The 1,371-nt window shown below is 27.5% G+C and carries 2 protein-coding genes; both read right to left on the bottom strand.

The annotated features are described in order from the left end of the window. Nucleotides 1-295 precede the first annotated feature (295 nt). Nucleotides 296-649, bottom strand: a complete 354-nt coding sequence (locus tag IV513_RS15425; RefSeq protein WP_209391438.1) for a VOC family protein — start codon at nucleotides 647-649, stop codon at nucleotides 296-298. Between the two features lie 51 nt (nucleotides 650-700). Further along, nucleotides 701-1,240: a Crp/Fnr family transcriptional regulator gene (locus IV513_RS15420; RefSeq protein WP_209391437.1), complete on the bottom strand. Its 540-nt coding sequence runs from the start codon at nucleotides 1,238-1,240 to the stop codon at nucleotides 701-703. Between the last annotated feature and the right edge of the window lie 131 nt (nucleotides 1,241-1,371).

The following is a 1,371-nucleotide window of genomic DNA, read 5'->3' as shown; positions in this document are numbered from 1 at the left end:
ACTTAAATATTTAAATATCATTCTTAATTTTCTAATTTATGAGTTTTGTTTAATTTTCAGTTTTTTTTGCGTGATTTTTGGTAAAATTGCAGGTAACGGAAAAAGTATTGGCGAAGTGCGGGCTTTCGAAGAACTTTAGTTCAAGAAAGACTAAACGTAGCCGATATTTTTTCCATGAAACGAACTTACAAAAAAATAGTGGAATGGAAAAATAACGGCGGCAAAAGTTGCAGGATTTTTCAATTCAGCACTTCTCCCCGCATTTTGCCAATACAATGTTAGCTGAAGCCGTTTTTTAATTCACTGATTCTCCAAAAGTTATTAAATTACTATCTGGATCAAGTAAGGAAAATTCTTTTTGTCCCCAACTTTTTAATTCTAATTTTCCATTTGGGTGAATTACAATATTGTTTTTAACATAAGAATCGTATAATTTATTAATTTCCGTTGTGCGAATGTATATTTGTCCGTAATTTTCACTTGGAATTAAGTTCTGAAATTCAAAAAAATGGATTTGTAAATTATCTTTTTGAATCATCAAATAACCTTCAAAATCATTTCCAAAAATCGAAAATCCTAGATTTTTGTAAAAATTTTGAGTTGCTTTTTTATCGCGCATTGGCAACTTGGGAATAATATCAGTAATCATATTTTTCTTTCAAAGTTGAGGAATTAATACATAATATACACTTGATTTAAATCAAAAAATGAGATTTGCACGAACTCGACTCAATGTTTCTTGTCGTATTTTGAGATAAGAAGCTATCATATTTAGTGGAAAAATTTTGATTATTTCAGGTCTGTTTTCCAATAAATAAATATATTTTTCACTGGGACTTAAATTATTATTGTAGAAATGAATTCGAGTATTCAAAGAATTAAATACCTTGTTTATTTGCAGAAAATTTTGTGAAATTGAAATTAAATTATGCAAAGTTTCCAATTTTACTTCAATTATTTCTGTTTGAAGAAACGACTTTATCGTAGTTTTTGAAGGAACTTGATTTGTTAAACTATCACAGTTATAAATCCAATCATTTTGAATATTCAGTTCTATAATTTTTTCTTCACTTTCAATTTTTTGGAATTGATAAGTAGCTCCGTTTTTGATAAAAAAAATTGATTTTGAAATTTCTCCTTCGGAAATTATAACTTCATTTTTCTTCAGAATTTTATTCTCAATATTTTTATTGAATAATTGAATTTCATATTCTGTAAAAGTTCCTAAATTTTCAAGCATTATTTTTACGCAATATTTTCAATACGGTTTCAGCTAACGGAAAAAGTATTGGCGAAGTGCAGGATTTCGAAGAACTAAAAGTTCAAGAAACACCAAACGTAGCGAATGCTTTTTCAATACTGCTAACTTAC

Source organism: Chryseobacterium sp. RR2-3-20, from assembly GCF_017808115.1.
Lineage (GTDB): Bacteria > Bacteroidota > Bacteroidia > Flavobacteriales > Weeksellaceae > Chryseobacterium > Chryseobacterium oryzae.
Note: the sequence above shows the minus strand (reverse complement) of the source record. Positions and strands in the feature narration are given on the sequence as shown.

Coding starts and splice junctions, on each gene's coding strand:
- IV513_RS15425 (WP_209391438.1), bottom strand. CDS start 649: ATGATTACTGATATTATTCCCAAGTTGCCAATGCGCGATAAAAAAGCA.
- IV513_RS15420 (WP_209391437.1), bottom strand. CDS start 1,240: ATGCTTGAAAATTTAGGAACTTTTACAGAATATGAAATTCAATTATTC.